Genomic DNA, 23,539 nt, shown 5'->3' on the forward strand with positions numbered 1-23,539 from the left:
TCGTTCGCCGGCCGCCATTGTCCATCCGCTTATCAGCGGTGTGGACCGGCGCAGGGCGGATTTCGCGCAAGACGTTGATTTTGCGAGGAGCGGTGCCGGCATGTGTCCACACGCCGGCGGCGATGACGGGCCGGCAGGCGGCTCGTGCCGCTGCAGCGCTCCATGATTGCTGAGTTCTCGATCCCGCTTCAGCGATCAGAACGCGTGCTGCGAGCGAAAGCGGGTGACAGGCGGATAGCGGCGACTTCAGGCCAGTCGCGCGACCGCCTTAGCGATAGACCTCTCGCCGGTTGCCGATCCGGACGACGAAAATGGTGACCTGCCGGTCCTCGATTTTCGCAATCACCCGGTAATCTCCAACGCGGTATTTCCAGAAGCCCGAAAGCGGGCCGGCAAGTGCCTCGCCAAGATCACGCGGGTTGGCGAGCGGCGCGACGCGTTCGCGCAGGAAACGCAAGATGCGCTGGCGATCCCTTGGCGCGAGCCGCGCCATGTCCTTGTCGACCTTGGCGTCGAACTCGATCGTCCACACACTCAGGTCTCGTCGTCGGTGCCGAGACCGTATTTTTCAATCATGGCGTCGAGCGGGACACGCGGCCCGTTTTCCTCGACCCGCCGTTGGGCAAGGTAAAGGTCTTCGAGGTCGTCGATGTGCTCGATCAACGCCTCGCGCGCATAGAAACTCTTGGTGCGGCCGGTTTTGCGGGCAAGGTCATCAAGGCGCTTCTCAAGCTCCGGCGGCAAGCGAAGTGCAAGCATGAGCGTCTCCTTGCTATACATGTATAGCGGTGAAGCCCCGCCCGCAATCCCCTACCGCGTCAGCCTTTTATAGGTCACCCGTTTCGGGTTGACGCTATCGGGGCCGAGCCGGCGGATCTTGTCGGCTTCGTAATCCTCGAAATTGCCCTCGAACCATTCCACGTGGCTGTCGCCCTCGAAGGCCAGGATATGGGTGGCGAGCCGGTCCAAAAACATGCGGTCGTGCGAGATGATGACCGCGCAGCCGGGAAAATTCTCCAGCGCGTCCTCAAGGGCGGCCAGCGTCTCGGTGTCGAGGTCGTTGGTCGGTTCGTCGAGCAGGATGACGTTGCCGCCATCCTTCAACAGCTTGGCCAGATGCACCCGGTTGCGCTGGCCGCCCGACAGCGTGCCGACCTTCTGCTGCTGGTCGGCGCCCTTGAAGTTGAAGGACGAGCAATAGGCGCGGCTGTTGATCTCGTGCTTGCCGAGCTTGATGATGTCGTTGCCGCCGGAAATCTCCTCCCACACCGTCTTGTCCGGGTTGAGCGTGTCGCGGCTCTGGTCGACATAACCGAGCTTGACGGTGTCGCCGACGCGGATCGTGCCCGAATCGGGCTCGTCCTGGCCGGTGATCATGCGAAACAGCGTCGTCTTGCCGGCGCCGTTCGGCCCGATCACGCCAACAATGCCGCCGGGCGGCAGCTTGAACTCGAGATCGTCGATCAACAGCCGGTCGCCGAAACCCTTGGTAAGCCCCTCGGCCTCGATCACCACCTGGCCGAGGCGCTCGCCGGCCGGAATGACGATCTGGGCGTCGCCCGGACGGCGGTCGTCGGCCTGCTTGACCAGCTCGTCATAGGCCTTGAAGCGCGCCTTGGATTTCGCCTGCCGGGCCTTGGGCGAGGCCGCGATCCATTCGCGCTCGCGCGCCAGCGCCTTTTCGCGCGCCGCCTCCTCGCGCCCTTCCTGGGCCATGCGCTTGGCCTTGGCCTCCAGATAGGCGGTGTAGTTGCCCTCGTAGGGGATGCCGCGGCCGCGATCGAGCTCGAGGATCCAGCCGGTGACGTTGTCGAGGAAGTAGCGGTCGTGGGTGATGATCAGCACGGCGCCGGGATAGTCGCGCAAATGCTTTTCCAGCCAGGCCGTGGTTTCGGCATCGAGATGGTTGGTCGGCTCGTCGAGAAGCAAAAGGTCGGGCTTGCGCAACAGGAGCTGGCACAGCGCCACGCGGCGCTTCTCGCCGCCCGACAATTTGTCGACCGAGGCCTCGCCGGGCGGGCAGCCGAGCGCTTCCATGGCCATCTCGACCTGGCTGTCGAGATCCCACAGATTCTGGCTGTCGATCTCGTCCTGGAGCCTGGCCGCCTCGTCGGCCGTCTCGTCGGAATAGTTCATCATCAGCTCGTTGTAGCGGTCGAGGATCGCCTTCTTGGCCGCCACGCCTTCCATGACGTTGCCCATCACGTCGAGCGCGGGATCGAGCTCCGGCTCCTGCGGCAGATATCCGCAGGTCGCCCCGTCGGCGAGCCACGCCTCGCCGGTGAACTCCTTGTCGAGCCCGGCCATGATTTTCAGCACCGTCGACTTGCCGGCGCCGTTCGGCCCCAAAATGCCGATCTTGGCGTCGGGATAGAAGGACAGATGGATGTTTTCGAGGATCTTCTTGGTGCCGTAGGCCTTGTTGAGGCCGGACATGTGATAGATGAACTGGCGTGCCATGGCGCGCGTCGCACTCCGTAAGCTGGGCTGCGGGGAAAGGGTCGCGGCGTATGTAGGCGAAAGCACCGCCCGGAGCAATGGGCCAGCGCCGGGCGACCCGGCACCTCGCCGGGCGGCTCGCCCCGCAGCCCCTATTGCAGGCCGGCGGCGTCGATAATGCCTTTCTGGCAGCCGCTACTGCCGGTCGGCCGCGCGGCGTGGATGAGCTCGCCCAGCCGCGCCTCCGGCTCCAGGGCGCCCGACAGCGCGATGGTGATCTCGCCGATCAGCCGGCGCCCGCTCGACGGATCGTCGACGCAGACGACCCGCACCCTTTTCCCCGCGCCTTTGCCGAACGCGGCGTCGAAGGCGCGCCGGATCTCGCCGGCGGTGACCGTCTCGCCGATCCGCGCGGCGAAGAAGGCGCGCGCCTCGGAGCCGTTGAGCGCCCGCATCAGCGCCAGCGAGCGGCGATAATAGGTCTCGGCGTCGCCGCCGTAGCACGCGCCGTGCTTGATCCATTCGTGCCGGTGCAGATAGGAGGCCGCGCCCGGCATGACGGTGACGAGCTCGCGCAGCGTCTTCGTCTGCAGGCCGAGTTCTGGAAGGGTTTTCCAGGCCCCCGCCTTGTCGCGCTCGACAAGGGCGGCCGGCACGCCGCAATAGGCCGTGCCCGGCGGCTGCGGCCACAGGCCGTGCAGAGAAAAATGCGACGCGTCGAAACGCGCGGCCGTCTGCGTGCGGCATTCGCGCACCGAGGGCCGCGTTTCGCAAAAGCCGGGCTGCCAATTGACCGCCAGCACATGGCGGGTCCGGCGGGGCGCTTGTGCGCGCTCCCGCGCGGCCGCCGTCGTGCCGTCGCCGCGGCGGCCGGCCTCGCCCTGCACGAGGCGTCCGCAGCCGGCCCGCACCCAGCGCCGTTCCGGCGCCGCCCCCGGCATCAGCACCAGATAGTGGGTCGGGTCGGCCCGGTTGGCGGCCAGCGCCGCATAGGCCTGGCCGGCGCGCGTCCTGACGTTGCCGGGATTGGCCTTTTTGCGGATCGACGGCGTCGCCGGACAGGCCCTGTCGGCGACGAACCGCCCGTCGAGCGCCACCTCCGCCCTTGCCGGCGCCGGCGGGACCAGGCCGAAAGCCAAGGCCAGAAACAGGCTCGTCAACCGCAGGGCAGGCATCGCGGACTCCGGAAACGGGTCGGGTTTCGGACGAAACGGGCATGTTCCTGGCCCGGCAAGGGGCCTGCCTTCCCATATCCGATGGCCCTGTTTCAAGTCGCATCGTCGCGCGGACGGCTCAGCAGCTTCAGCACCGCCTCGCCTCCGGAGGCGGAAAACCCGTCGCCCGCGGCCGGCGCGACGTACCGGACGATGCGCAGCCGCGATCCAGGGACCGTGGCGGCGCGCACGATATCGTCGGGAACGATGGCATAACGGCCCTGGGTGTAGCGCACCGGCAGCTCGAATTCGGGAAAGACGCCGGCCACGAGTTCGGCGCAGGTCAGCCGCGCCTTGTCCGTCCAGTCGAAATTATAGTCGAACGGCCGTCCGATCGCCGTGAACAGGCCGGCATATTTTTCGCGCGCCCAGCCCCGTCCGCCCGGACGCGGGCGCAAAATGACGATTTCGTCGACATCGGTGATCTCGCGCATCGGCGACAGTTGCACGGCGTCGCGCGCCGCCTCGAACACCGGCCGCCCCGCCCGCAGCCGCTCGCGGTAAGGCCTGACCGCGCTCAGCGACCACGCGCCGAGCGCCCGCATCTCGGCCGGCGTCCCCAGCCACACCGTGGCGTGGGTGAAATGGCCGGGAATGAGGAGACGGGTCGCGGCCGGGCGCGAGCGGATCACCACGATGTCGAGCGGCCGCAACGCGTCGCGCAGGAACCGCTCCAGCCCCGCCCGCCCGTGCAGGCGGCCGTGCGGCGCCCTGAGATTGCGCACGATCGGCGCCAGCGGCGCGCCGATCACGCGGGTGAGGGCCAGCCGCGGGTCGACATACCCGTCCTTGGCATAGGCCGGCGCGTCTTCGGCCGCGACATAGGTCCTGGCCGCCGCGCATGCGGCCAGCACGGCCGTCAGCATCAGCGCGGCCAGCCGCGCCGGTGTCGAGCACCCCGAACCCATGGCGAAAAGCCTAGCATGAAACCGCGCCGGCGCCACGTCGACGCCGCGCGCCCGCTTTGCGATTGCCCGCGCGGCGATATCGCGCCACTCTTGGCCACCAAACGGGGAGCCACCATGTCCTTCGATCAAGAGCTGGATCTCGACACGCCGACCGGCGCGCGGCTGAAACTCTATGCCCGCCGGCCGCCCGAGGCGCCGCGCGCCGTCGTGCAGATCAATCACGGCCTGGCCGAGCATGCCGCGCGTTACGCCCGCTTCGCCGATTTTCTCGCCGGCAACGGCATCGCCAGCTTCGCCCACGACCATCGCGGCCACGGCCACACCCGCGCGCCCGACGCGCCGCCGCGCGTCTTTTCCACCGAGGGCGACGGCGGCGCCAAGGTGATCGCCGACGTCGCCGCCGTCCACGACCATATCGCGCGAACCCATCCCGGCGTGCCGGTGATCGTCTTCGGCCATTCGATGGGCGGGCTGATCGCGCTGAACTTCGTGCTGCGGCATTCCGGGCGCGTCGCGGCGGCCGCGATCTGGAACGCCAATTTTTCCGCCGGGCTCACCGGCCGCGCGGCGCAGGCGCTGCTTGCCTGGGAGCGGTTGCGGCTCGGCTCCGACGTGCCCTCGCGCCTCTTGCCGAAGCTCACCTTCCAGGCCTGGGCCAAACAGGTGCCCGGCCATCGCACCGCGTTCGACTGGCTGTCGCGCGATCCCGACGAGGTCGACGCCTATATCGCCGATCCGCTGTGCGGCTGGGACGCGTCGGTGTCGATGTGGCGCGACCTGTTTTCCTGGGTGTTCGCCGGCGCCGCCGACGCCAATTTCGCCGATCTGCGCCGCGAGCTTGCCGTGCAACTGGTCGGCGGCGAACACGACCCGGCGACCGATGGCGGCAAGGCGATCCACGCGCTTGCGGCGCGCATGCGGGCGATGGGGTTTTCGAATCTGGTTTCAACGGTTTACGCCGAAACCCGCCACGAAAGCCTGAACGAGGTCAATCGCGACGCGATCATGGCCGATTTCATCGCCTGGGTGGACCGGGTTCTGGCCACCGGTTGATGCGCCAAGCGCATAAGGCGATGCGGCGAATCCGGGCTGACGCTGGGGCGCTGATTTGGTATTCCGGGGCAACCGAAACAACTGGCGCATAATCCCCATGGCAAACCCTCCCCTCGCCGGCATCCGCGTCATCGAGCTTGCCCGCATCCTGGCCGGCCCCTGGGCGGGGCAGTTGCTCGCCGATCTGGGCGCCGACGTCATCAAGGTGGAGAATCCGAACGGCGGCGACGACACCCGCCGCTGGGGGCCGCCCTTCGTGAAAAGCCATGACGGCGAAAATCTTTCCGCCGCCTATTACCACTCGACCAATCGCGGCAAGCGCTCGGTGGCGATCGACTTTTCCACGCCCGAGGGCGCGGAGACCGTCAAGAGGCTGATCGCCACCGCGGACGTGGTGATCGAGAACTTCAAGGTCGGCGGGCTGAAGAAATACGGCCTCGACTACGAAAGCCTGCGGGCGGACAACCCGCGCCTGGTCTATTGCTCGATCACCGGTTTCGGCCAGACCGGACCCTATGCCCGCCGCCCGGGTTACGATTTCATCATCCAGGGCATGGCCGGCATGATGTCGATCACTGGAGAACCCGGCCGCGAGCCGCAAAAGGCCGGCGTCGCGATTTCCGACGTCTTCACCGGGCTTTATTCGGTCATCGCCATCCAGGCGGCGCTGCGCCACGCCGAACGCACCGGCGAAGGCCAATATGTCGACATGGCGCTGTTCGACACCCAGATTTCGGTGCTCGGCAACCAGAACCTCAACTATCTGGTCTCCGGCACGCCGCCGGTGCAGATGGGCAATGCCCATATGAACATCGCCCCCTACGAAGTCGTGCCGGTCGCCGACGGGCACATCATCCTGGCGGTCGGCAATGACGGCCAGTTCCGCCATTTGTGCCAGGTGCTGGGGCTGGAAGCCCTTGCCGACGATCCCGACTTCGCCACCAATCCGGCGCGGGTCGAACATCGCCGGCGCCTGCGCGAAAAGCTGGTCGCCACGCTTGCCGGCTGGCAAAAGCAACCCTTGCTCGACAGGCTGGAAGCCGCCAACGTGCCCGCGAGCCCGATCAACGATATCGGCGAGGCCTTCGCCGACCCGCAGGCGATCGCGCGCGGCATGCGCATGGATCTCGACGACGGCCAGGGCAATGCGTTGCCGTCGGTGCGCGCGCCGATGCTGATGTCGAAGACACCCCCTGTCTATGACCGGCCCTCGCCGCGGCTCGGCGAGCATACTGCCGAGGTTTTGGCCGAACTGGAGGCGAAAGACGCATGAAAACGGGCGGACAACTGGTCGTCGACTGTCTGGAGGCAAACGGCGTCGAACGCCTCTACAGCGTGCCCGGCGAGAGTTATCTCGCCGTCCTCGACGCCTTGCACGATTCCAAGATCGAGAACGTCGTCTGCCGTCAGGAAGGCGGCGCGGCGATGATGGCCGACTGCGAGGGAAGGCTGACGGGAAAACCCGGCATCTGCTTCGTGACGCGCGGCCCCGGCGCGACCAACGCCTCCGCCGGCATCCACATCGCCCGGCAGGATTCGAATCCCGTGATCCTGTTCGTCGGCCAGGTGGCGCGCGGCAATCTGGAGCGCGAGGCGTTCCAGGAGGTCGACTACAGGGCCTTTTTCGGCACGATGGCGAAATGGGTGGTGCAGATCGACGACGCGGCACGCGTTCCCGAACTCGTCACCCGCGCCTTCGCGGTCGCCACCTCCGGGCGCCCCGGCCCGGTCGTGGTCGTCCTGCCCGAGGATATGCTCACCGACACGGTCGAGGCGCCGACGCCCCTGCCCTTCGTCGCCGTCGAGACAAGGCCCGGCCGGCCGGAGATGGATCGGCTGGTCGAACTGCTCGAGGCGGCCGAGCGCCCGTTCCTGGTGCTCGGCGGCACACGCTGGACCGAGGAGGCCGTTAGCCAGGTCTGCGCCGGCATCAGCCGCTGGCGCCTGCCGGCAGGCTGCTCCTTCCGCCGGCAGACGCTCTGCGACCAGCTGCACGACTGTTATGCCGGCGACATCGGCATCGGCGCAAACCCGACGCTTGCGGCCTACATCAAGCAAAGCGACCTCGTCATCCTCGTCGGCTGCCGCTTCGGCGAGATGCCGTCGGCCGACTACACGCTCGTAAAAAGCCCCTACCCCGACCAGAAACTGGTCCACATCTTCCCCGACCCGGAAGAGCTGGGCCGCGTCTACCGGCCCACTTTGGCGATCAACGCTTCCAACACGGCCTTCGCCGCGGCGTTTGCCGAGACGGCGCCGGACGCGCGCCCGCGCTGGGCGAAGCGCACCGAGGAATTGCACCAGTCCTATCTGGAGTGGTCGACGCCGCCGATGGACGGGCCGGGTGCGGTCAAGATCGGCCCGGTGATGGCATGGCTGGAGGAAAACCTGCCCGAGGACGTCATCATCGCCAACGGCGCCGGCAATTTCGCCACCTGGATGCATCGGTTCCACCGTTACCGCCGCTTCAACGGGCAGGCGGCCCCCACCTCGGGCTCGATGGGCTACGGCGTGCCGGCCGGCGTGGCGGCAAAGGGCATCTTTCCCGAACGCGAGGTCGTGGTCTGGGCCGGCGACGGCGATTTCTTGATGAACGGGCAGGAATTCGCGACGGCCGTGCAATACGGCCGGCCGATCATCGTCGTGATCCTCAACAACGGCATCTACGGCACGATCCGCATGCACCAGGAGCGCGACTATCCAGGCCGCGTATCGGGAACGACGCTGACGAACCCCGATTTCGCCACGCTCGCCCGCGCCTATGGCGGCCATGGCGAGACGGTGCGCGCCACCGCCGAGTTCGCGCCCGCCTTCGAGCGCGCGCGCGCCAGCGGCAAGCCGGCGATCCTCGACGTGCTCATCGACGCCGAGGCGATCACGCCAACCAGGACGCTGACCGAGATCCGCGAAAAGCGATAGGCCGATCACAAGCCTCATTCCGATTCCCGGCCCCGCGTGTTAGTAGCCCGCGTCATCTGGGGCGCGTGAACTGGAAAGAGGCCCATGCACGAGGGAACCGGACCCGCGATTTCGATCGTCATTCCCTGCAAGAACGAATCCGCCAATCTGGCCGTGCTGCTCGACGAGATCGACACCGCGCTCGCCGGCCGCGACCATGAGGTTCTGGTGATCGACGACGGCTCGAGCGACGACACGCCGGCCATGCTGGCAGGCCGTATCGACGCCGGCGCGCGCCATCTGCGCCATATCCGCCACGACCGCTCGGCCGGCCAGAGCGCGGCGGTGCGCTCGGGCGTGTTCGCCGCGCGCGGCGCGGTGGTGGTGACGATCGACGGCGACGGCCAGAACGACCCGCGCTATCTGCCCGTGCTCGCCGACCGGCTTTTGTCGGCCGACGCCACGGTCGGCATCGTCGCCGGCCAGCGGCTGAAGCGCACCGACACGCTGATCAAGCGCTGGTCGTCGCGTTTCGCCAATGCCCTGCGCGAGGCGATCCTGCGCGACGGCACGCGCGATTCCGGCTGCGGGCTCAAGGCGCTGCGCACCGAGCTGTTCCGTCAGCTGCCCTATTTCGACGGCTGGCACCGCTATTTGCCGGCGCTGGTGCTGCGCGAGGGATTCGGCGTGCTGCATGTCGACGTCGTCGACCGCGAACGCCGGCACGGCACCTCCAATTACGGCATTCTCGACCGCGGCCTGCGCGGCATACTCGACCTGTTCGGCGTGTGGTGGCTGCGCCGACGACGCAAGACCCTCCCCCGCATCACGGAGCCGTCCCGATGACCGACACTTTCCAGTCGCTCTACAACTGGGCCTACCAGGTCTTCGTCGACCAGTTCAGCGCCTGGATCCTGCTGGGCTTCGTCGCCCAGGCGATGTTCACCATGCGCTTTTTGGTGCAGTGGATCGCCTCGGAGCGCGCCAAGCGCTCGGTGGTGCCGGTCGCGTTCTGGTTCTTCTCGCTCGGCGGCGGCACGCTGCTTCTGCTTTACGCCATTCACCGCAAGGATCCCGTCTTCATCGCCGGCCAGGCGCTCGGCCTCGTCATCTATATCCGCAATCTGTGGCTGATCGCCAACGAGCATCGCAGCGCGATGTCAGGCACCGACTGACCCGTCGCATGAGCGCCAACCGTTCCAACCCGGTCTCGTCCGCCCGGCCCGCCGCGGGCGCGCTCGGCCTGGCGCATTATCTCGGGCTGGCGCTTTTGTGCCTCTTGCTGTTCGCGCCCGGCATCACCACCCTGCCGCCGACCGACCGCGACGAGGCGCGCTTCGTGCAGGCGACCAAGCAGATGGTCGAGAGCGGCGACTATGTCGATATCCGCTTTCAGGACGAGCCGCGCTACAAGAAGCCGGCCGGCATCTATTGGCTGCAATCGGCGGCGGTCGCCATCAGCGGCCAGGGCGCCGACGCGCCGGTCGCCGTCTACCGCACCGTCTCGATCCTCGGCGCGATGCTCGCCGTTCTGGCCACCGCCTGGCTGGGCGCGTGGATGTTCGGCACGACCGCCGGGCTGATCGCGGCCGTTTCGCTCGCCGGCCTGCTGATGCTCGGCTTCGAGGCCCGCATCGCCAAGACCGACGCGACGCTGCTGGCGACCGGCCTCGTGGCGCAGGCCATGCTGGCGCGGATCTATCTCGGCCACCGCGCCGGCACGCCGGTTCCCGGCTGGGCGCCGTGGCTGTTCTGGGCCGCGCAGGGCGCCGCGATCCTGATCAAGGGACCGGTAATTCCCTTCCTCAGCCTGCTGACCGCCGGCTTCCTGCTTGCATTCGACCGCGACCGGGCCTGGCTGACAAAAATGCGCGCGCTGCCCGGCGTCGCCTTGATGCTGCTGGTCGCGGCCCCCTGGCTTGCGCTGATAACCTATAAGAGCGGGGCGGCGTTCTGGCAGGAGGCGGTCGGCCGCGACCTGCTCGGCAAGATCGGGTCGGGCCAGGAATCGCACGGTTTTCCGCCCGGCTATTACGTGCTGGTCTATTCGCTCACCATGTGGCCGTTCGGCCTCGCCGCGATCGACGCCGGCCTGCGCGTGCTCAACGGCATGCGCGCCGATCCACGGCTGCTGTTTCTCGCGGCGTGGTACCTGCCCTACTGGCTGATCATCGAACTGGTGCCGACCAAGCTGCCGCATTACATGCTGCCGGCCTTTCCGGCCCTGGTTCTGGCGCTCGGCTGGGCGCTCGGCGACCCGGCGGCACGCGACGCGCCGCTGCGGCGCTGGCAGAGCTGGCTGCGCTGGGCGACCGCGTTCGGCCTCGTCGTCGTCACCGTGGCGCTGGCCGCCATCGCGATCGGCATCACCCCTTACGTGCTGGGCAGTTTTTCCTGGTGGGGCGCGCTCGCGGCGATCGTCGTCGTCGTCACCGGCTGGCTCGGCAGCGGCTTTCGCCCGCCGCTCGCCGCCCTGCCGCGCACGCTCGCCGCCGCGCTCGGCGCCGGCGCCACGCTGGCGCTCGCCGCGATCTTCGTGCTGCCGCCGCTGAAGCCGGTCTGGCTCAGCCCGGAAATCGCGCGCCTGTTTGCCGAGCACAAACCCTGCCCGCAGGGCCGGCTGGTGTCGACGGGCTATTACGAGCCGAGCCTGATCTTTCTCGTCGGCACGAACACGCTGCTGACCGATCCCAAAACCGCCGCCGAGACCCTGGCCGAAAATCCCGCCTGCACGTTGGCGCTGGTGCGCGGCGACCTCACGCAAGCGTTTTTCGCCGCCCTGCCCGCGGGACAAGCCAGCGTGGCGGCGCGCGGCGCGGTCAGCGGCATCAACTATTCAAAGGGGACGCCGCTGGTGCTGACGCTCTACGGCATGGCCGAGTGAGGCGAGCGCGGCGCAAAATCCTCAGGCGGCGTCGAAATCGAGCACCAGCCTGTTCGACAGCGGCCTCGTCTGGCAGGCGAGCGTGAAACCGGCCTCGATCTCCCACGGCTCGAGCGAGAAATTGACCGCCATTTCGGTCTCGCCCTCGACCACCCGGCAGCGGCAGGTGCAGCACATGCCGCCCGCGCAGGAATAAGGCAGCTCGATGCCGGCCTTGTGCGCGGCATCGAGCACCGTTGCCGCCGTCTCGTCCATGGCGAATTCGCGCCGCGAACCGTCGAGCACCACCTCGACCGCAACACCGTCGGTCGCGGCCTTCCTGGCCTGCGCGGAAGGCGCACGCGGCCGCGGCGCCTCGCCCGTCGGCGTGAAACGCTCGAAACGGATGCGGTCCTCGTCGACGCCATAGGCCTTGAGCGTGTCCGCGACGTCGTCGATCATCTCGCCCGGACCGCACAGAAAGACGCCGTCCGAACCGCGCGGGTCGATCAGCCCGCGTTCGGCGAGCTCCTTCACCCGTTCGCCGTCGATGCGGCCGTTCAACAGGTCGACATCCTGCTTCTCGCGCGACAGCAGGTGCACCAGCGAAAAGCGGCGCAGATGCCGGTCCTTCAGATCCTCCAGCTCCTCGCGAAACATGATCGTCTCGGTCGAGCGGTTGCCGTAGAGCAGGCTCACCGTGGAGTCCGGCTCGTGCTCCAGCACCGTCTTGGCGATCGACAGCATCGGCGTGATGCCCGAACCGGACGCGATCAGCAGATAGTCGTGACGCGGCCCGGCGAGCGAGGTGAACCGGCCCTCCGGCGGCATGACGCGGATCGTGTCGCCGACCGACAGCGTCTCGTTGACGAAGCGCGAGAACCGGCCGTCGGCGACCTTCTTGACCCCCACCTTGAGCCGCGCCTCGCCCGGCGCGGAGCAGATCGAATAGGAGCGCCGCACATCCTCGCCGTCGAGACGGGTCGCCAGCGTGAGATATTGGCCCGGCTTGAACAAAAACGCATCGCGCAGCGCCTCCGGCACGTCGAAGGCGATCGCGACGGCTTCGGGCGTCTGGCGCTCGATGGCCGACACGGTGAGATCGTGAAAACGGGATGCCATGGTCAAACCTCAAGCCTCGGGAGACGGCGCGCCCTGGTCAGTGTCAGGGAAACGGCCGCTCAGATGCATTTGAAATAGTCGAACGGCTCCCGGCACGCCGTGCAGCGATAATGCGCCTTGCACGGCGTGGAGCCGAATTCGGAAACCCGTTCGGTTTCCCGCGAACCGCATTTCGGGCAGGCGACGACGGTTTCGCCGAACAGCGCCCGGATCGAGTTGGAGCCCTCGACCGGCGGCGCGATGCCATAAGCCCTCAGCTTTTCCCGCCCCGCCTCGGTGATCCAGTCGGTAGTCCAGGCCGGGGCAACGACACGCTCCACGCGGGCCTCGAAACCGGCCTCGCGCAAGGCGGTCTCGACCGACAGCTCGATGGCGAGCGTGGCCGGGCAGCCGGAATAGGTCGGCGTCACCCTGGCAACCGCGACCCCGTCCTCAAGATCCACCGAGCGCAGGATGCCCAAATCGGCGACCGTCACGCACGGCACTTCCGGATCGGGGACGAAAGCGGCCGCCGCCCAGGCGCGCGCCGCCGCCTTGGCCTGCCCGCCAGGAGGCGGATAAGGCGCCATCCCGCTCACCAGGTCGCCCCCGGATAGCTGCGCTGCATGTGCTGCAGATCGGCCAGGATGAAGCCCATCGCCTCGCCGTGGCGGCCCTGGCGGCCGCCGGTCTGGGCATGGGCGGCCGGGGCGAAGGTCAGCCCCGCCTCGGCGAAGATCGCGCCGACGGTGCGGTCGAACGCAGCGCGCAGCGAAGCCGGCTCGGGCGCGATGCCGGCCTGCGCCATCGCCGCGCTGACGGCATCGCCTTCGAACAGCTCGTCGACATAGGGCGCCAGCGCGTCGATTGCCGCCTCCATGCGCTGCCGGCTTTCCTCGGTGCCGTCGCCGAGCCGCACCACCCACTCGCCGGCATGGCGGATATGGTAGGCGGTCTCCTTGACGGCCTTGGCCGCGATACCGGCCAGGGTTTCGTCGCTCGACGCCGCCGCCGCCGTCCAGAACGGTTCCATGAAGGCGGCGAAATAGAGCTGGCGCAGCATGGTATGGCCGAAATCGCCGTTCGGGCGCTCGACCATCAGGCAGTTCACGTAGTCGCGCTCGCGGCGCAGATAGGCGAGATCGTCCTCGCTGCGCCCCTTGCCCTCGATCTCGGCCGCGTACTGGTAGAGCGCACGCGCCTGGCCGATCAGATCGAGCGCCATGTTCGGCATGGCCAGATCTTCCTCCAGCATCGGCGCGTGGCCGCACCATTCCGACAGCCGGTGGCCGAGGATGAGGTGATCGTCGGCAAGGCGCAGAAGAAATGTCAGCAATGCATCAGACACGAGCGAACGCCTTTCTCAAAAACAATGCCAGGGCGGCAAGCGACACGACGACCAGAACCGGCGCGATGACCAGCAGGTCGACCCTGATATTGGCTTCCGGCGTCAGGATCTGCACCAGCGTCTCCCACACCGCGTAAGCCAACCACAGCACCGCCGCCGTCTTGACGAGCCACCCGCCCCATGCGCTCATCCAGCCCGCGAGGCCGAACAGGATCGCCAGCACGAAGGCGATCCACGGATGTTGCGTCATCAGGACGAAGGGACTGAACAGAATGTGAAACGGATCCATCGGCGCCTCGGTCGATCTGCGAGCCGGCCTACATGTGGCCCACGTCCTCGGGGATGTCGTAGAAGGTCGGGTGGCGGTAGATCTTGGTCAGCGCCGGCTCGAAATTCTCGTCCTTGTGTTCGGGGTCCGAGGCGACGATCGCCGCCGACGGCACCACCCAGATCGACACGCCCTCGCCGCGCCGCGTATAGACGTCGCGCGCGGCCTGAATCGCCATCACCTCGTCGGCGGCGTGCACGGAGCCGCAATGCTTGTGCGCGAGCCCGTTGCGGGGGCGGATAAAAACTTCCCAAAGCGGGATTTCGGTCTTGCTCATGATCGTTGTCCTCGGGCGCGTCGCGTATACGTTTCCCGCCCCGGCCCAGCGCGACCGAAGCGGCATGTCGGACTACTCCGCCGCCAGCTTCGTCGCCTCGCGCCGGGCCCGGCGTTTTTCGGCATGGGCAAGCGCTGCCTCGCGCACCCATTTGCCGTCGTCCCAGGCCTTGCGGCGCGCGGCGATGCGCTCGCGGTTCATGATTCCGCCCCCCTTGACGACGCGCCAGAACTCGTCCCAGTCGATGGGACCGAAATCGTAATGGCCGCGTTCCTCGTTCCATTTCAACTCGGGATCGGGAAAGGTCAGCCCCAGAAATTCGCCCTGCGGCACGGTGGCGTCGACGAATTTCTGCCTGAGCTCGTCATTGGTGAAGCGCTTGATCTTCCATTTCATCGACCGGTCGCCGTGCTGGCTGTCGGAATCGTGCGGACCGAACATCATCAGCGACGGCCACCACCAGCGGTCGAGCGCATCCTGGGCCATGTCCTTCTGGTCGGCCGTGCCGTTGGCCAGCGTCATCATGATCTCGTAGCCCTGGCGCTGGTGGAAGCTTTCCTCCTTGCACACCCGGATCATGGCGCGCGCATAGGGCCCGTAGGAGCAGCGGCAGAGCGGAATCTGGTTCATGATCGCCGCGCCGTCGACCAGCCAGCCGATGGCGCCGATATCGGCCCAGGTCAGCGTGGGATAGTTGAAGATCGAGGAATATTTCGCCTTGCCCGACAAAAGCTCCTCGGTCATCTGCTCGCGGCTGACGCCGAGCGTCTCGGCGGCCGAATAGAGATAAAGCCCGTGGCCGCCCTCGTCCTGCACCTTGGCCAGCAGCGCCGCCTTGCGCCTGAGCGAGGGCGCGCGCGTGATCCAATTGCCCTCCGGCAGCATGCCGACGATCTCGGAATGCGCGTGCTGGCCGATCTGGCGCACCAGCGTCTTGCGATAGCCTTCCGGCATCGGATCGTTGGGCTCGATCTTTTCCTCCGCGTCGATACGCGCCTGGAACGCGGCGAGAAAGGCCTCGTCCTCGTCGGTGTCGGTCTTCGCCCCGATCAGGCCCTGGCTGTACATGGCATCTCCTCCGTGGTCGGATGGCGGCTAATCCGTCCAGCGTGACATGTAACAAAAAATCAAACATGCCGCAATATTTCGTAACATGAAAAGCGAGGATCGATGACAGAGTTCGGGCTCAAGCAGGCGGAGGAGACGATCGCGCGGGTCTTCGCGCCCTGGATCGTCGACATGGGGCTGAAACCGGTCGGTTTCGACGCCGGCGGCGGCGATTTCCTGCTGCCGGAGAACCGGGCGCTCGTCCATGTCGGCGGCGTGATCTGCGGCCAGGCGACGGCGGCGGCGGCCGACACCTGCTCGGTGGTGGCGCTGGCCGCGCTCAACGGGCGGTTCCGCGTCTGCACGACGGTCGACCTGACCACGCATTTTCTGCGGCCGCTGAAACCCGGCGACGTCGACATCCGCGTCGAGGTGCTCTCCAACGGCAAGCGCATGGCCTATACGCGCGTCGAGATGAGGGCCAGGGGCGCGGAAAAGGTCGCCGTCACCGCGACAAGCGCGTTCGCCTATCTGGAGGAGTGAGCCCTTTCGCCCTGCTCGATCCGCCATCTTGGCAGGTTCGCCGCGCCGCGCTGCGGACAAGCGGACGATAGTGCGAGGCTTAACCCGGCCTCAAATCCCGCCGAACCGGGCCTTGAACCTCTTCGTATCCACCTGTTCCGGCAGGCCGGATGCGTCGAGCCAGGCCTCGCTCGGCCCGGCGAGCGCGGCATAGACCGCCTTGACCCGCGCCCGCGCCGCCTCGCCCGGCCAGTCGGCCGGCAAAAGCGCGGCCGGCAGGCCGGGATCGCGCAAGACGATGCGGCGCCAGGAATGGTCGACGAGCACGCGCGCGGCCATGGCGTCGAGTGGCGCGAGCCCCGCCCCGCGCGCCAGCGCAGCGGCGAGCGGCGCCAGGTTGTCGCCGAGCGCGCGATAGGCCGCGGCCAGTTCGTCGAGCTCCCAGAGCGCGGCAAGGTCCGGCGCCTCGCGCAGCGCGGCGCCGCGCACCACCAACAGACCGGGCGGAACGTCCTCGGTCAGTTCGGGAATGTCGGCGAAAGGGCGCACGAAACTGCCCGCGCCGGCCTGCGCGAAGCCGAGCTCGGCCATCGCCTGCTCACGCCCGGCGCGCACCCCGTTGCCGGCGCCACCGGGCGCCAGCGCCACCAACCAGGTGCCGTCCCAGGCCGGCGGGCCGGCGGCGTAGATGCGCCGGGTGGCGAAGTCGAAGGCGTGGCGCCCGGCGTCGGCGAGCCTGTAATAGGAATTGCGCCCGTCGCGCTCGCGCTCGAGCCAGCAATCGGCGGCAAGCCGCGACATCGCCGTGCGCACCGCCCCGGTCTCGATTCTCAGCCGCGCCATCAGCTCCTGCAGCACCGACAGCGCGACGCGGCCGCCGCGCGGCACGATGGCGTCGCCGAACACGGTCACGATCAGGGACCAGACCCGCAAACGCCCCCGCGCGTGCAGGGTGTCGATCATCCCCTCAAGCGCTTCGCCGGCGCACATGTCGCTCGCATCCATGGCAGGCAGATGGCATGCCCGCCGCGGATTTGGCAAGCCGCTTGGCCACGGGCCGACCCGGACCAGCCGCGGCAACGCGCGCGGCCGGCGGCGCGCGCGCAGCCGCGATCCGCCGCCCGATTTCACCCGTTGCAAACGGCGGCGGAGGCTGCTATTAAAAGATATAAACAATATGAATGTTTTACGGCCCGATTCCGCTTCGCCACCCGAAACGCGCTCAACGAGGCAGTCATGATGAGGTTTCTTTCCGCCGTCGCCCAGGTGATCCTGCTCCCCGGCACCCTCGTTCTGCGCTGGATCGGCATCAATATCGAGGAGGATGGCGGCATTTTGCGCTCCTTCGTCAATATGTGCTTCTGGACCGCGATCGGCATGTGGATCGCCATCAAATACATCATCTGATCAACGCCGAGGAGATTTCGCATGAGCTGGCTGCCGTCGCTGAAAACCGCAACCCCCGAGGAAGGCTTCGACCTGGCAATCAAGCTCAGCCGGATGGCGGTGAAGAAGACCCAGCCCGACGACGAGGTGCGCGACCGCCTGCGGCCGGACTACGCCAACGACGCCGACAGCCTGACCATGGCCTCGCAGGTCGTGGCGACCAATTTCCAGACCGTCGCGCGGGCCAATAATTACTGGAACGAAAACTGACCGGCAAAAAACCGACCGGCGACAAAGACGGGCTGTCCCGCCCGCGGCCGGGAATGCGTCACAGGCCCTCGACGCCGCTCACCAGCAGCACCGTCGCGAGTTTGGCGTAGTCGCCGCGGCTGACCGGGCCGCCTTCGCGGTGCCACATATAAAACCAGTTGAGCATGCCGAACAGGCTCATCGTCACCGGCTTGAGCAGCGACGTGCCGGCGAACAGCTCCGGCCGCAAGGCGCCGATCGCCGCGGCGAAACGGTCGACGAGCTGGCGCTCGAGCGCCTTCAACTGCCGCTGCTCGTCGTCCGGCAGGAGCTGCAGAGCGTTGAGCTGCACCTTGTGCTCGGCATCGGCGTCGCGATAGGCCTCCAGCAACGCGCCGACCAGCGCCTCGAGCCGCTGACGCGGTTCGGCAAGCGGCCGGTCGGCCGCCTCGACGGCATCGACCAGCGCCTCCAGATGGGTGTTGATGATATCGAACAGCAACGCCTCCTTGGAGGCGTAATAGTGATAAAGCAGCGCCTTCGACACGCCGCAATCGGCCGCCAGCGAGGCCATCGAGGCGCGGTCGTAACCGTCGCGCGCGAAGGTCAGCGCCGCCTGGTGCAGCAGCGCCTGGCGCTTGTCGTCATAGTCCTTGGCGCGGGTGCGGGCCATTATGCCTTCGGCCGGTTGTCGACGATGCGCTGCGCCTTGCCCTGGCTGCGGGCGACGCCGCCGGGCTCGGTGACGTTGATGCGGACCGTGATGCCGATCACCTGCTTGATGCGCCGGGCGAGCTCGGCGGCGGCGCCGGCGCGCTCGGCATTGTCGGCATGGTCGGGCAACGCCTCGACATTGACCGTCATCTCGTCCATGCGCCCGTGGCGCGACAGCTCGACCTGGAAATGCGGCGCCAGCACGTCGACCTTGAGGATCTGCTCCTCGATCTGGGTGGGAAACACGTTCACGCCGCGCAGGATCATCATGTCGTCCGAGCGGCCGGTGATCTTTTCCATCCGTCGCATGGAGCGCGCCGTGCCGGCCAGGAGCCGGGTCAGGTCGCGCGTGCGGTAGCGGATGATCGGAAACGCCTCCTTCGACAGCGAGGTGAAGACGAGTTCGCCCTTCTCGCCGTCGGCGACCGGTTCGCCCGTCGCCGGGTCGATGATCTCGGGATAAAAATGATCCTCCCAGATATGCAGCCCGTCCTTGGTCTCCACGCATTCATTGGCGACCCCCGGCCCCATCACCTCCGACAGGCCGTAAATGTCGACGGCATGCATGTCGAAGGCGGCCTCGATTTCCGTGCGCATCGCGTTGGTCCACGGCTCGGCACCGAAAATCCCGACCTGAAGCGGGCTTTCGCGCGGGTCGAGCCCCTGGGCGCGATATTCGTCGAGGATCGACAGCATGTAGGACGGCGTGACCATGATGGTCGAGGCGCGGAAATCCTCGATCAAGGTCACCTGCCTCGTGGTCATGCCGCCGGAGACCGGCACCACCGTGCAGCCGAGCTTTTCGGCGCCGTAATGCGCGCCGAGCCCGCCGGTGAACAGCCCGTAGCCATAGGCGACATGCACGATATCGCCCGGCCGCGTGCCCGACGCGCGCATCGAGCGCGCCACGCAGGTCGCCCACACGTCGATGTCGTTGGCCGTGTAGCCCACCACCGTCGGCTTGCCGGTCGTGCCCGACGAGGCGTGAATGCGCGCCACCTTGTCGCGCGGCACGGCGAACAGGCCGAACGGATAATTGTCGCGCAGGTCGGTCTTCACCGTGAACGGGAATTTTGCCAGATCGGACAGGGTTTTCAGGTCGTCGGGATGGACGCCGGCGGCATCGAAGCTCTTCCGGTAGAAGGCGACGTTGTCGTAGGCATGTTTCAGCGACCATTTCAGCCGCTCTAGCTGCAGCGCCGATATCTCGTCGCGCGAGGCGATCTCGATCGGGTCGAGATCGGCCTTGTTCGGGGTCAGGTCCTTCATGGTGCTCCTCCACGGCCGCCTGCAAGGCCGCAGCCTCAGGCGTTGTCCTCGTCGAAATGCCGACCTTCGATGACGCGCGAATTGCCGCGAAACTCGGCGATCAGCGCGCCGGCCTGATTGCTCACCCGCACGTCGTAAATGCCGGAGCGGCCGAACCGGGCAACCTCGCGCGCGTCCGCCACCAGCCGGTCGCCGAGCCGGCCGGGCGCGATGAAGGTGATCGCATTGTGCTGCGCGACCACGAGTGTGTTGTAGGAATTGCAGGCAAAGGCGAAGGCCGAATCCGCCAGCGTGAAGATGTAGCCGCCGTGGCAGATGTCGTGACCGTTGGTGTGGTGCTTTTCGACCGTCATCGACAAGCGCGCCGTTCCCGGCCCGACCGCGTCGAGGCTGGCGCCCAGCCATTTCGACGCATCGTCGCGCGCCCACATCGCCGCCGCCGACCTGCGCGCGATCTCTTCCGCCGACAACGCCATCCGCAACCCTCCCCGCGCGATCCCATCTCACGTCGGACGCAAGACTTGCATAAACCGGCCAGTCGGTCAATAATACTCGGGCGGCCCTCTGCGGGCCCGCCGCGCAGGACGGGAGGACACGACGCGATGGAGCCGACACGCGCGCTCGCCGAGGCGTTCGACATCAACGCCCTGCCGCCGGGCTTTGCCGAAAACCCGTTCCCGGTCTACCACGCGCTGCTGGAGCACATGCCGCTCAAGCACTTTGCCGACGGGTCGGTGATGCTGTCGCGCTACGCCGATCTCGACCGGGTCTATCGCGACACCAAAACCTTTTCCTCCGACAAGAAGGTCGAGTTCCTGCCGAAATTCGGCGACACGCCGCTTTACGAACATCACACCACCAGCCTGGTCTTCAACGACCCGCCGCTGCACACGCGCGTGCGCAAGATCATGGTCGGCGCGCTGACCCCCAGGGCGATCGCGGCGATGGAGCCCGGCCTGATCGCGCTGGTCGACGGGCTTATCGAGCGCATCGCCGACAAGGGCGAGGCCGACCTGATCGAGGATTTCGCCGCCGCCATCCCGATCGAGGTGATCGGCAATCTCTTCGTCATGCCGCACGACGAGCGCGGGCCGCTGCGCGACTGGTCGCTGGCGATCCTCGGCGCGCTGGAGCCGGTGTTGAGCGAGGCCGACAAGGCGCGCGGCAACCAGGCCGTCACCGCCTTCAAGACCTATCTGGCCGGGCTTGCCGCCGAACGCAGGTCGCGCCCCGGCGATCCGGCGACCGACGTGCTGACCCGGCTGATCGACGGCAATGACGGCGAGCTGCTGTCCGACACCGAGCTGCTGCAGAACTGCATCTTCATCCTGAATGCCGGTCACGAGACCACGACCAACCTGATCGGCAACGCGCTCCACGAACTCGCCCAATGGCCGGACGAGCGCCAAAGGCTGATCGACAATCCCGACCTGATCGACACCGCCGTCGACGAGTTCCTGCGCTTCCAGAGCCCGAACCAGCTCGGCAACCGCATGACGCTGGCCGAATGCGAATTCCATGGCGAGACGATCGCGCCCGGCACGCGCATCCACCTGGCGATCGGCGCGGCCAATCGCGACCCGCGCCAGTTCGAGGCCCCCGACCGGCTCGACCTCGCCCGCAAGCCCAATCGCCATCTCGCCTTCGCGCAGGGCCCGCATCTGTGCGCCGGGTTCTCGCTCGCCCGCATGGAGGGCCGCATCGCCGTCTCGCGGTTCTTGAAGCGTTTTCCGAATTACCGGCTTTCAGGCGCGCCGAAACGCACCGGCCGCGTGCGCTTTCGCGGCTTTTCGACCCTACCGGCCAGCGTCGCCTAGCCGGGCGGCAAAGACCGTCCGCCACGCCGACCGAGCAACCCCGTTCGCCCAGGAGTATCGTCCATGACCGTTCTTTCCCTCAACAGCTTCGCCGCCGGCAAATGGGTCGCCCCGTCCGGCAACCTGACCAGCCTGAAAAGCGCGGTCGACGGCCGCGTGATCGCCGAACTCGGCGCCGAGCTCGATTTCGCCGCCATGATCGAGCACGCCCGCGCGGTCGGCGGCCCGGCCCTGCGCGCGCTCACCTTCCACGAACGCGCGGCGAAACTGAAGGCGCTGGCGCAATATCTCAACGAGCGCCGCGACGCGCTCTACGAACTGTCCTACGAGACCGGCGCCACCAAGCCCGATTCGATGATCGACATCGACGGCGGCATCGGCACGGTGTTCGTGTTCGCCTCCAAGGGCCGGCGCGAACTGCCCGACGACGTGATCTATGTCGACGGCAATCTGGAACAGCTCGGCAAGACCGGCGCCTTTGTCGGCCAGCATGTCGCCACCTCGCTGCAGGGCGTGGCCGTGCACATCAACGCCTTCAACTTCCCGGTCTGGGGCATGCTGGAAAAGCTCGCCCCGACGCTACTCGCCGGCGTGCCGGCGATCGTCAAGCCGGCCTCGGCCACGGCCTGGCTCGCCGAGGCCGCCTTTCGCATGATCGTCGAATCCGGGCTTTTGCCCGACGGCGCGGTGCAGTTCGTCGCCGGCTCCACAGGCGACCTTCTCGACCGGCTCGGTTCGCAGGACGTGGTCTCCTTCACCGGTTCGGCCGCCACCGCCAACCTGCTGCGCAAGACCCCCACGATCCTGGAAAACGCCACCCGCTTCATCGCCGAGCAGGATTCGCTCAACGCCACCATTCTGGGCCCCGACGCCGCGCCCGGCACGCCCGAATTCGACATTTTCGTCAAGGAGGTGCATCGCGAGATGACGGCCAAGGCCGGGCAGAAATGCACCGCCATCCGCCGCATCCTGGTGCCGGCCGACCACCGCGAGGCGGTGATCGAGGCGATCTCGGCGCGGCTCGCCAAGACGGTGATCGGCGACCCCAGGGCCGAGGCGACGCGCATGGGCGCGCTCGCCAGCCTCGCCCAGCGCCGCGACGTGCTGGACAAGGCGGCGCTGATCGGGTCCGAGGCGCGTCAGGTCTATGGGACGGAAAACGGCTTCGCCGAGGGCGTGGACGCCGAGAACGGCGCCTTCGTGTCGCCGATGCTGTTTGCCTGCGACGATCCGGACGGCGCCGACAAGGTTCATTCGGTCGAGGCGTTCGGCCCGGTCTCGACCGTGATGGCCTATCGCGACCTCGACCACGCCACCGCGCTCGCCAATCGCGGCGCCGGCTCGCTGGTCGCCTCCGTGTTCACCCACGACCCCGCGGTGGCGCGCCGGGTGGTGCTCGCCTCGGGCGCCTTTCACGGCCGGCTTTATTTCGCCAATCGCGACACCGGCCGCGAGGCGACCGGCCACGGCTCGCCGCTGCCGCATCTGGTCCATGGCGGCCCCGGCCGGGCCGGCGGCGGCGAGGAGATGGGCGGCATTCGCGGCGTCATGCACTACATGCAGCGCACCGCCCTCCAGGCAAGCCCCGATCTGCTGACCGGCATCACCCGCATTTATGTGAAGGGCGCGACCCCGATCGCCGGGCAAAAACACCCCTTCCGCCTGCGCTTTCCGGAACTGGAGATCGGCCATACGCTGGAGACCGCCGAACGCCAGGTGACGCTCGAGGACATCGAACATTTCGCCGAATTCACCGGCGACACTTTTTACGCCCACATGGACGAGGAGGCCGCCAAGGCCAACCCGTTCTTCCCCGGCCGGGTGGCGCACGGCTATCTGATCCTGTCGTTTGCCGCCGGCCTGTTCGTCGACCCCGCCCCCGGCCCGGTGCTCGCCAATTACGGCCTCGACAATCTGCGTTTCATGAAGCCGGTCTCGCCCGGCGACAGGCTGAAGGTGCGCCTGACCGCCAAGGCCAAGACCCGGCGCAACGCCGACTATGGCGAGGTGCGCTGGGACGTCACGGTCGTCAACCAGGACGGCGAACAGGTCGCCGGCTACGAGCTTTTGACCATGAACCAGATGTAGGCCCCGACAGGCGGTCCC

The 23,539-nt window shown here is 67.6% G+C and carries 26 protein-coding genes; 11 read left to right on the forward strand and 15 right to left on the reverse strand.

Going from position 1 to position 23,539, the window contains the following annotated elements; all coding sequences use genetic code 11:
* Positions 1 to 268 precede the first annotated feature (268 nt).
* From EP380_RS13930 to EP380_RS13950, 5 genes are all read right to left on the reverse strand, one after another.
* Positions 269 to 532: a type II toxin-antitoxin system RelE family toxin gene (locus EP380_RS13930; RefSeq protein WP_127599024.1), complete on the reverse strand. Its 264-nt coding sequence runs from the start codon at positions 530 to 532 to the stop codon at positions 269 to 271.
* 2 nt (positions 533 to 534) lie between these two features.
* On the reverse strand, positions 535 to 759 hold the full coding sequence (gene relB / locus EP380_RS13935) for a type II toxin-antitoxin system RelB family antitoxin (protein ID WP_127599025.1): 225 nt from the start codon (positions 757 to 759) through the stop codon (positions 535 to 537).
* A gap of 51 nt (positions 760 to 810) precedes the next feature.
* Complete coding sequence (gene ettA / locus EP380_RS13940; protein WP_106571521.1) at positions 811 to 2,460, reverse strand: energy-dependent translational throttle protein EttA; 1,650 nt, start codon at positions 2,458 to 2,460, stop codon at positions 811 to 813.
* A gap of 131 nt (positions 2,461 to 2,591) precedes the next feature.
* Positions 2,592 to 3,614 carry a ribonuclease T2 family protein gene (locus EP380_RS13945; protein ID WP_127599026.1) on the reverse strand — a complete coding sequence of 341 codons (1,023 nt, stop codon included), beginning with the start codon at positions 3,612 to 3,614 and terminating at the stop codon, positions 2,592 to 2,594.
* Between the two features lie 92 nt (positions 3,615 to 3,706).
* Positions 3,707 to 4,561, reverse strand: a complete 855-nt coding sequence (locus tag EP380_RS13950) for a YiiX/YebB-like N1pC/P60 family cysteine hydrolase (protein ID WP_127599027.1) — start codon at positions 4,559 to 4,561, stop codon at positions 3,707 to 3,709.
* Positions 4,562 to 4,675: 114 nt separating this feature from the next.
* Here EP380_RS13950 and EP380_RS13955 point away from each other — a divergent pair, with 114 nt between their 5' ends.
* The 6 genes from EP380_RS13955 to EP380_RS13980 all read left to right on the forward strand — a co-directional run bounded on the left by EP380_RS13955 (position 4,676) and on the right by EP380_RS13980 (position 11,396).
* A complete protein-coding gene (locus EP380_RS13955) occupies positions 4,676 to 5,614 on the forward strand; it encodes an alpha/beta fold hydrolase (RefSeq protein ID WP_127599028.1) in 939 nt (312 codons plus the stop codon).
* A 97-nt stretch (positions 5,615 to 5,711) separates the two neighbouring features.
* Entirely contained in the window at positions 5,712 to 6,887 is a 1,176-nt protein-coding gene (locus EP380_RS13960) for a CaiB/BaiF CoA transferase family protein (protein ID WP_106571518.1), read from the forward strand.
* A complete protein-coding gene (locus EP380_RS13965) occupies positions 6,884 to 8,533 on the forward strand; it encodes a thiamine pyrophosphate-binding protein (protein ID WP_127599029.1) in 1,650 nt (549 codons plus the stop codon). Before EP380_RS13960 ends, EP380_RS13965 begins: the two co-directional genes overlap by 4 nt.
* 84 nt (positions 8,534 to 8,617) lie before the next feature.
* Entirely contained in the window at positions 8,618 to 9,358 is a 741-nt protein-coding gene (locus EP380_RS13970; RefSeq protein ID WP_106571516.1) for a glycosyltransferase family 2 protein, read from the forward strand.
* Positions 9,355 to 9,687 (forward strand): lipid-A-disaccharide synthase N-terminal domain-containing protein, encoded by a 333-nt coding sequence (locus EP380_RS13975; RefSeq protein ID WP_106571515.1) that lies wholly within the window; start codon positions 9,355 to 9,357, stop codon positions 9,685 to 9,687. The genes EP380_RS13970 and EP380_RS13975 overlap by 4 nt, the downstream gene beginning before the upstream one ends.
* Positions 9,688 to 9,695: 8 nt before the next feature.
* On the forward strand, positions 9,696 to 11,396 hold the full coding sequence (locus EP380_RS13980; protein WP_127599030.1) for an ArnT family glycosyltransferase: 1,701 nt from the start codon (positions 9,696 to 9,698) through the stop codon (positions 11,394 to 11,396).
* Positions 11,397 to 11,417: 21 nt separating this feature from the next.
* Here EP380_RS13980 and paaE read toward each other — a convergent pair whose 3' ends face one another.
* The 6 genes from paaE to paaA form a co-directional block, all read right to left on the reverse strand.
* Positions 11,418 to 12,497, reverse strand: coding sequence for a 1,2-phenylacetyl-CoA epoxidase subunit PaaE (paaE, locus tag EP380_RS13985; RefSeq protein ID WP_127599031.1), 1,080 nt, complete (start codon positions 12,495 to 12,497; stop codon positions 11,418 to 11,420).
* Positions 12,498 to 12,556: 59 nt separating this feature from the next.
* On the reverse strand, positions 12,557 to 13,066 hold the full coding sequence (paaD, locus tag EP380_RS13990; RefSeq protein WP_127599112.1) for a 1,2-phenylacetyl-CoA epoxidase subunit PaaD: 510 nt from the start codon (positions 13,064 to 13,066) through the stop codon (positions 12,557 to 12,559).
* A 5-nt stretch (positions 13,067 to 13,071) separates the two neighbouring features.
* Entirely contained in the window at positions 13,072 to 13,824 is a 753-nt protein-coding gene (gene paaC, locus EP380_RS13995; protein ID WP_127599032.1) for a 1,2-phenylacetyl-CoA epoxidase subunit PaaC, read from the reverse strand.
* Entirely contained in the window at positions 13,817 to 14,113 is a 297-nt protein-coding gene (locus EP380_RS14000) for a hypothetical protein (protein ID WP_106571510.1), read from the reverse strand. The genes paaC and EP380_RS14000 overlap by 8 nt, the downstream gene beginning before the upstream one ends.
* A 28-nt stretch (positions 14,114 to 14,141) precedes the next feature.
* Positions 14,142 to 14,429, reverse strand: coding sequence for a 1,2-phenylacetyl-CoA epoxidase subunit PaaB (gene paaB / locus EP380_RS14005; RefSeq protein ID WP_127599033.1), 288 nt, complete (start codon positions 14,427 to 14,429; stop codon positions 14,142 to 14,144).
* A 72-nt stretch (positions 14,430 to 14,501) separates the two neighbouring features.
* Positions 14,502 to 15,497 carry a 1,2-phenylacetyl-CoA epoxidase subunit PaaA gene (paaA, locus tag EP380_RS14010; protein ID WP_106571506.1) on the reverse strand — a complete coding sequence of 332 codons (996 nt, stop codon included), beginning with the start codon at positions 15,495 to 15,497 and terminating at the stop codon, positions 14,502 to 14,504.
* Between the two features lie 102 nt (positions 15,498 to 15,599).
* On the opposite strand from paaA, the gene EP380_RS14015 reads away from it, so the two are divergent.
* Positions 15,600 to 16,019, forward strand: coding sequence for a PaaI family thioesterase (locus EP380_RS14015; protein WP_127599034.1), 420 nt, complete (start codon positions 15,600 to 15,602; stop codon positions 16,017 to 16,019).
* 90 nt (positions 16,020 to 16,109) lie between these two features.
* On the opposite strand, the gene EP380_RS14020 is transcribed toward EP380_RS14015, so the two are convergent.
* A complete protein-coding gene (locus EP380_RS14020; protein ID WP_238719862.1) occupies positions 16,110 to 16,988 on the reverse strand; it encodes a PaaX family transcriptional regulator in 879 nt (292 codons plus the stop codon).
* Between the two features lie 246 nt (positions 16,989 to 17,234).
* Between EP380_RS14020 and EP380_RS23595 the strand changes: the two genes are divergently transcribed.
* Both EP380_RS23595 and EP380_RS14025 read left to right on the forward strand, forming a co-directional pair.
* Positions 17,235 to 17,405 (forward strand): hypothetical protein, encoded by a 171-nt coding sequence (locus EP380_RS23595; protein ID WP_158264357.1) that lies wholly within the window; start codon positions 17,235 to 17,237, stop codon positions 17,403 to 17,405.
* A 21-nt stretch (positions 17,406 to 17,426) separates the two neighbouring features.
* Positions 17,427 to 17,654: a hexameric tyrosine-coordinated heme protein gene (locus tag EP380_RS14025; protein WP_106571504.1), complete on the forward strand. Its 228-nt coding sequence runs from the start codon at positions 17,427 to 17,429 to the stop codon at positions 17,652 to 17,654.
* Positions 17,655 to 17,712: 58 nt separating this feature from the next.
* Here EP380_RS14025 and EP380_RS14030 read toward each other — a convergent pair whose 3' ends face one another.
* The 3 genes from EP380_RS14030 to paaI are packed head-to-tail and all read right to left on the reverse strand — an operon-like array spanning position 17,713 to position 20,092.
* Positions 17,713 to 18,306: a TetR/AcrR family transcriptional regulator gene (locus tag EP380_RS14030; RefSeq protein WP_127599036.1), complete on the reverse strand. Its 594-nt coding sequence runs from the start codon at positions 18,304 to 18,306 to the stop codon at positions 17,713 to 17,715.
* On the reverse strand, positions 18,306 to 19,616 hold the full coding sequence (paaK, locus tag EP380_RS14035; RefSeq protein ID WP_127599037.1) for a phenylacetate--CoA ligase PaaK: 1,311 nt from the start codon (positions 19,614 to 19,616) through the stop codon (positions 18,306 to 18,308). Before paaK ends, EP380_RS14030 begins: the two co-directional genes overlap by 1 nt.
* Positions 19,617 to 19,651: 35 nt before the next feature.
* Positions 19,652 to 20,092 (reverse strand): hydroxyphenylacetyl-CoA thioesterase PaaI, encoded by a 441-nt coding sequence (gene paaI, locus EP380_RS14040; protein WP_106571501.1) that lies wholly within the window; start codon positions 20,090 to 20,092, stop codon positions 19,652 to 19,654.
* Between the two features lie 126 nt (positions 20,093 to 20,218).
* Here paaI and EP380_RS14045 point away from each other — a divergent pair, with 126 nt between their 5' ends.
* Both EP380_RS14045 and paaZ read left to right on the forward strand, forming a co-directional pair.
* The gene (locus tag EP380_RS14045; RefSeq protein ID WP_127599038.1) at positions 20,219 to 21,433 is read left to right on the forward strand and encodes a cytochrome P450; all 1,215 of its coding nucleotides are present in this window, start codon (positions 20,219 to 20,221) and stop codon (positions 21,431 to 21,433) included.
* Between the two features lie 63 nt (positions 21,434 to 21,496).
* Positions 21,497 to 23,521 (forward strand): phenylacetic acid degradation bifunctional protein PaaZ, encoded by a 2,025-nt coding sequence (gene paaZ / locus EP380_RS14050; protein ID WP_127599039.1) that lies wholly within the window; start codon positions 21,497 to 21,499, stop codon positions 23,519 to 23,521.
* Positions 23,522 to 23,539 lie beyond the last annotated feature (18 nt).

It is taken from the genome of Nitratireductor alexandrii, from assembly GCF_004000215.1.
GTDB classification, from domain to species: domain Bacteria; phylum Pseudomonadota; class Alphaproteobacteria; order Rhizobiales; family Rhizobiaceae; genus Mangrovimarina; species Mangrovimarina alexandrii.